The sequence below is a fragment of the Corallococcus exercitus genome (assembly GCF_003611585.1).
Taxonomy (GTDB): Bacteria; Myxococcota; Myxococcia; order Myxococcales; family Myxococcaceae; genus Corallococcus; species Corallococcus exercitus.
In genome coordinates this window covers 1-5,440 of record NZ_RAVW01000548.1, presented here as the reverse complement: position 1 = coordinate 5,440, position 5,440 = coordinate 1, and the positions used below count along the sequence as shown (strand labels likewise).

At 69.9% G+C, this 5,440-nt stretch carries 7 protein-coding genes and 1 pseudogene; 4 read left to right on the top strand and 4 right to left on the bottom strand.

Annotation, left to right across the window (positions count from 1 at the left end):
• Window positions 1-263: pseudogene (locus tag D7W79_RS46565) on the bottom strand (hypothetical protein); the annotation flags it as partial.
• A 109-nt stretch (window positions 264-372) separates the two neighbouring features.
• On the opposite strand from D7W79_RS46565, the gene D7W79_RS38250 reads away from it, so the two are divergent.
• Window positions 373-567: a hypothetical protein gene (locus D7W79_RS38250; RefSeq protein ID WP_120530191.1), complete on the top strand. Its 195-nt coding sequence runs from the start codon at window positions 373-375 to the stop codon at window positions 565-567.
• Window positions 568-582: 15 nt separating this feature from the next.
• On the opposite strand, the gene D7W79_RS38245 is transcribed toward D7W79_RS38250, so the two are convergent.
• Window positions 583-1,203: a DUF2716 domain-containing protein gene (locus D7W79_RS38245; protein WP_147442265.1), complete on the bottom strand. Its 621-nt coding sequence runs from the start codon at window positions 1,201-1,203 to the stop codon at window positions 583-585.
• A 243-nt stretch (window positions 1,204-1,446) separates the two neighbouring features.
• On the opposite strand from D7W79_RS38245, the gene D7W79_RS38240 reads away from it, so the two are divergent.
• Window positions 1,447-1,863 (top strand): EamA family transporter, encoded by a 417-nt coding sequence (locus tag D7W79_RS38240; RefSeq protein WP_120530189.1) that lies wholly within the window; start codon window positions 1,447-1,449, stop codon window positions 1,861-1,863.
• An 18-nt stretch (window positions 1,864-1,881) separates the two neighbouring features.
• On the opposite strand, the gene D7W79_RS38235 is transcribed toward D7W79_RS38240, so the two are convergent.
• Window positions 1,882-2,418: a hypothetical protein gene (locus D7W79_RS38235; protein ID WP_120530188.1), complete on the bottom strand. Its 537-nt coding sequence runs from the start codon at window positions 2,416-2,418 to the stop codon at window positions 1,882-1,884.
• 112 nt (window positions 2,419-2,530) lie between these two features.
• Window positions 2,531-3,985 carry an RluA family pseudouridine synthase gene (locus D7W79_RS38230; protein WP_120530187.1) on the bottom strand — a complete coding sequence of 485 codons (1,455 nt, stop codon included), beginning with the start codon at window positions 3,983-3,985 and terminating at the stop codon, window positions 2,531-2,533.
• Between the two features lie 95 nt (window positions 3,986-4,080).
• Here D7W79_RS38230 and D7W79_RS38225 point away from each other — a divergent pair, with 95 nt between their 5' ends.
• Window positions 4,081-4,905 carry a helix-turn-helix domain-containing protein gene (locus tag D7W79_RS38225; protein ID WP_120530186.1) on the top strand — a complete coding sequence of 275 codons (825 nt, stop codon included), beginning with the start codon at window positions 4,081-4,083 and terminating at the stop codon, window positions 4,903-4,905.
• Between the two features lie 66 nt (window positions 4,906-4,971).
• The coding region (locus D7W79_RS38220) for a dienelactone hydrolase family protein (RefSeq protein ID WP_208729950.1) at window positions 4,972-5,440 on the top strand (469 nt) is incomplete at its 3' end.

Sequence of the window (5,440 nt, the reverse complement as noted above, 5' to 3'; positions counted from 1 at the left end):
CGAGCCTTATCGTCGGCAGCGTCAGATGCGTATAAGAGACAGTCCTTGCGGTCCTGGAAGATCGTGAGCTCCCACTGCACGCGCACGTTGGGGACGACCGCGCCGTTGTTGAGCTGCGTGCCCAGGAACACGCCCCGGGGCAGCCACGCGGGCGTGGGCGACACGTGGCCCCGCAGGTCATCCGACCCGCGCGACTGCGCGCCGGCGGAGGTGGAGACCAGGGCAAGTGAAAAAACCAGCAATGCGCGAGCGAGGTGGAGCATGGGACCCTATCCACCGTGGCAGCGCGCACTTGTCAACGAAGTGTTCCGTTGGCTATGACACGCGGGCCCTTCTGCCCATCGCGGGAGGTCACCAGGAGCGGAACACCGAATGCCAGTCGTCACGGTCCGGGCCAGCAGCAAGCAGGGTCCGGCGCAGCTCGACACGCTGGTTCGCAAGGTCACGCAGAAGACGTCGGGGCTCCTGGAGGAGAACGACCGGGTGCTGGTCGTCTACGGCGAGGGGCAGGCCAGCCTCTACTACGAGGGCGCGCCGCGTCCGCGCGCCGTGACCCGCCCGGCCTGACGTTCCCGCTTCACCTCATTCGTCGGGCCCGAGCCTGCGCGCGCGCTGGAAGAGCGCCGGCGGGTTGCGGTCCACGGCGGCGATGAGGCGGTGTCCCAGGAGTTCGTAGGTCTCCGCTTCAATGGGGCCACGGCCCGGGGCCTCCAGCCCGTCGAAGTTGCCCACGCGGTAGCGCGCCGCGAAGACGAAGTGGAAGTCCGGCGCCGCGAAGAGGTGTTCGGGGTCTCCCGCCGGGTGGACGTCCATGGCCCAGCGCGGCTCGAACGCCTGCGGGTGGATGCCGCGCTCCACCTGCTCCATGTGCTCGCGCGTGTAGAGCCCGGTCATCTCCTGGAGCGTCGCGCCGGCCTCGAAGCGGACGTGCGGGTAGAGGCGGTAGCAGGGGTGATGCGGGTCCAGCGCGTAGAGCCAGCCGCCGGGCGGGGTGAGCTCGCGGAAGACGGCGAGCATCCGCTCCGCCAGGTCGCGGTAGAGCTCCAGCCGGGCATCGTGCTCCAGGCGGAAGAAGGCGTCGTCGACGACGAACCGCACGCAGTCCCGCTCCGATGAAGGCCACGCATGGTCCAGCGCGTGGCGCTCCGCATCGCCCGACAGGCGCATCCAGGCTTCTTCGGGTTCCTGCTTGAGTTTGAGCACGACCGCGTCCCCCCCATTCCGCGAAAGCCCGGGTATGCGCGCAACACTGGAATCGCGCAATCACCTGCCAGGAGGGGTCCGGAGCGCTGCATGGCATCCGACGCCGACCGCGACGGGGGACGGAGGCGGACGTTGGCGGAGACCACACGGGGTGTCGCGCGGTGGACGGCGCGATTGCGCGGCGGCTCCCCGCGAGGCAGAAGGTCGTGGGGTTGTTCCCGACCTCGCCGCTGGAGTGCCGTGATGACCTGGTGGATGTATGCCTTGCTGTCCGCGGTGTTCGCGGCGTTGACCGCGGTGCTGGCGAAGGTGGGCGTGGAGGGAGTGCCCTCCACGCTCGCCACGGCGCTGCGCACCGTGGTGGTGCTCGTCTTCGCGTGGAGCATCGCCCTGGCGCGGGGAGAGCAGCACGCCCTGCCCTCGCTCAGCCGCAAGACGCTGCTGTTCCTCGCGCTGTCGGGCGTGGCGACGGGCCTGTCGTGGCTGGCCTACTTCCGGGCCCTGCAGCTGGGCCCGGCGTCACGCGTGGCGCCCATCGACAAGCTCAGCCTGGCGCTCACGGTGACGTTCGCGGTGCTCATCCTCAAGGAGCCCCTGTCCTGGCGGCTGGGATTGGGCGTGGCCCTCATCGTCGCGGGCACGCTCTTGACCCTCAAGTAGGACGGGACGCCGCGAGGCTCAGGGCAGCTCCACCTCGTTGCCCAGGAACGTGTAGCCGAAGGACCCCACGCGGGTGCCCTGGTTGGCGTTGACCTCCTCGTACGTGCCCCGCACCACCGTGCCCGAGTAGTCGATGGTGAGCTTGCCGTTCTCGACGCGGCCCTTGCCCAGGCGGAAGTCCAGCCAGAGGTTCTCTCCGAGCTCCGCGGGCACCGGGCACGCATGGATCTGATCCGGGCGCACGTCGCGCAGGTCCTCGTACTCCACCTTGCCGCCCTCCGCGCCGGGCTCGGTGATGTTCGCGTAGGTGGCGGCGAGGGAGCACTGCAGCTTGTTCATCGTGATGAAGGCGTCATCGTCGTTGTAGACGTTGAAGCCCACGTCCAGCTCTCCCTCCGCTTGCTTCGCGCCGGTGTCGAGCTGGAGCTCCAGGCTGTACGTCCCCTGGTACTTGCGGTTGATGTCGTCCTCTCCGCAGCCGGTCAGCGCCGTCGCGGCGAGCAGCAGGCCCGCGAGGATGGACTTCGGGCGGCGGACATTTCGTGCGTGAGTCATGAGAGTCTTCTCCAAGGTGGGGTTCTGTTCACGAAGGGCCTTCCCGCCCTTCCCTGTTCCCTTGGTCTCCGAGGTCCGGTGGATTGATCAAACAATCCACCGGGTCTGGCTTTCAGAACGGCGTGGGCGACGTGAATGACAGACGCTCGCCCGTGCGCGGATGCACGAAGGCCAGCGCCTCGGCATGGAGCATCAGCCGCGCGGCCTCTCGTCCCAGGCGCGCGTCCCCGACGATGGGAAGTCCCAGCCCCAGCGGATGCGCTGCATGGATACGCAACGCGTGGGGAAGTTGGGTCGTTGGCACGAACTCCACCCGGGTCCGTGAGGCCTCGCGCCGGAGCACCCTCCAGGCGCTCAGGGTCCGCTTGCCGTGGCGCATGTCCACGCAGTCCCCCAGTGACGCCTGGGCCGTTCCGCGCAAGGGCAGGTCGATGCTGCCGGCGTCTCCTTCCACGTGGCCATCCAGCCAGGCGACGTGGCGGTGCTCCGCCTCGCGACGGGAGAACTGGCGCTGGAGCGAGGCCCGCGTCGCCGCGTCCCGCGCGATGACCAGGAGGCCGGAGGACTCGGGCTCCAGTTCATGGAGGAAGCTGGCGGGGGTCAGCTCCGGGAACCGGGCCTGGAGCCGGGCAAGCACCGAGTCGCGCGCGGGCGCATGCCGTCCGGGGAGCGCGGGCAGTCCCACGGGCTTGTCGACCACGAGGAGCCACGGGTCCTCATGGAGGACGCGCGGCCCGGCGCTGACCGTCGCGGTGGGGGCCGGCAGCTCCACCGCCAACCCTTGCAACATGAACGGCAGCACCGTGCCGCATTTGTTGTCACACGCGGGGTAGTACGCACCGGACTCCCGGCGGCCCCCGAACGGCGGTGCACCCCACCAGAACTCCGCGAGTTCGAGCGGCGTGAGGCCCTGGCGAAAGGCATACGCCAGCAGCTTGGGTGCCGCGCAGTCACCGGCACCTCCGGGGGGAGGCTTTGGCGCGAACAGCGCGGCCAATGTCTGGGTTTCGCCGCGGGCATTGGGAATGACATATCCCTGCGTCACCTGCCGCCACAGGTCGCGCGAACATTCGGCGCGCACGTGCTCCACCTCCGCCCGGCGCGCTTCCACCTCCCGGAGTGCGTGAACGGGGCCCCCCGCTCGCAGCGCATCGGCTTCCCGGGACAGCTCCGCATGCCGTTGCTCCAGTGCGGCCAGCTCCGCCTCGCCCGCGGGCCAGAACGCGTCGCGGTCCAGGGGATCGAACAGCGGAGGCACGAAGCCCTCCAGGGTCCACGCGCCGCCCAGCATCCCGGAGAACGCGCTCAGGAACCCCACCCGTCCGCCCGGTGCGGCGACCACCAGCACGCCGAACATCTTCCCGTAGCCGGGCCGCCACAGGGCTTCGCGGTACGTGGAGTCCTGCCGCAGTCGCTGCTGAAGGGCGTCCACCGCCCGGAGCCCCCAGGGGCTGGGAGCCGGCGGGTGGAAGGGGTTCGCCAGCCGGGCAGGCAGGTCTTCAGGCCGTGTGCCCTCGAAGAGCGTCAGGGTCTGGATGAGCTCCGCCTTGTCTGTTCGGGTCTTCATCCGGGTCCCATCATCCCCTGAATCCTCTAGCGGACGGCGACCCCGCGGGCCAGGCTTCCCTCCACGCCGCTGGCTGATGGAGGCTGAGCCGCCCCGTGCACTTCCTCAAGCAAGCTCCCGCCGCGCCGCTGTCACCCTTCGTGCTGGGGTACTGGTTCATCCAGGACCTGAAGGGCGCCTACGCGGGACAGCCCATCCAGACCTCACCCTCTCCGGCGGCGGTGCTGACCCTGAACTTCGGCCGGCCGTGCTCCAGCGACTTCGCGGCGGGAGCCCCGCGGGCCTCGCTCCTGGGAATCCAGTCCCGCCGCCGCGACTGGCGCTCTGGCGAGGGCTGCGCCTTCGTGATGGTCATGCTGAAGCCGGCCGGACTCGCGCGCCTCTTTCCCGCGAGCGGGCAGTCCACGGGCGACGACCTGCTGGAGCTGGGAGCGGTGCTGGGCGATGGGCAGACCCGGCGGCTCGTGGAGGACATCTCGGCCGCTTGGGAACCCCACCAGGTCACCGCGCGCCTGGATGCGTGGTTGCTCCGGAGGCTGGCCACGACGAAGCCCCTCCCCGAAACCGAGCGGCTCGCGTGGGCCTGGGAGGTGCTGCGCCGCACGTCGCGCGTGGAAGCCGCGGCGCGGGCGGTGGGCGTTTCGACGCGGCAGCTGGAGCGCGGGTTCCAGGAGCACGTCGGTCATTCACCCCGACAGCTGTTCGCCCTGGAGCGGATCCATTCCAGCCTGCTCGCGGCGCAGACGGGCCAGGGGGATCCGCTCCAGGGCTTCAGCGATCAAGCCCACCGCATCCGGACGTGGCGTCGCTACCTGGGGCTGACGCCCGGCCGGTTCGACCGGGCACCACGCTCGATGATGGCGGACTACTTCAATCCCAGCCGGGAGGGCTCGGCCGCGGCGCTCGCGCACTTCCTGTGATGCCTTTGCGCATGTCGCATTCGTTCAAGACGGCCTGGCCGAGGCGGAGGCAGCGTGGGCTCCACCATGCCCCTCCATGCCGAAACCCATGACTACGCCGACGGGGACACCCTCTGTGAAGGGTACGTCGCCTACGAGTCCACCCGCGATGGCCCGCGTCCTTGCGTCCTGATTGCCCATGCCTGGGATGGACAGAACGCCATCATCCGCGCGATGGCCGAACGGTTCGCGGCCCAGGGCTACGTGGGCTTCGCCCTGGATGTGTATGGGAAGGGAGTCCGTGGAGACGTGACGGGAGACAACTCCCATCTCATGGGACCCTTCATGGAGGACCGGGCACTGCTGCGCCGGCGCATGTGCGCTGCTCTGCAAGCTGCGAGGCGCCATCCGCGCGTCGATCCCACGCGCGTCGCGGTGCTGGGCTATTGCTTTGGAGGCCTCTGCGCACTCGACCTCGCCCGGGCGGCGCCGGAGGGACTGAGGGGCGCCGTGAGCGTCCACGGCATGCTCCACCCGCCACGCCTGGGCCCCCAGC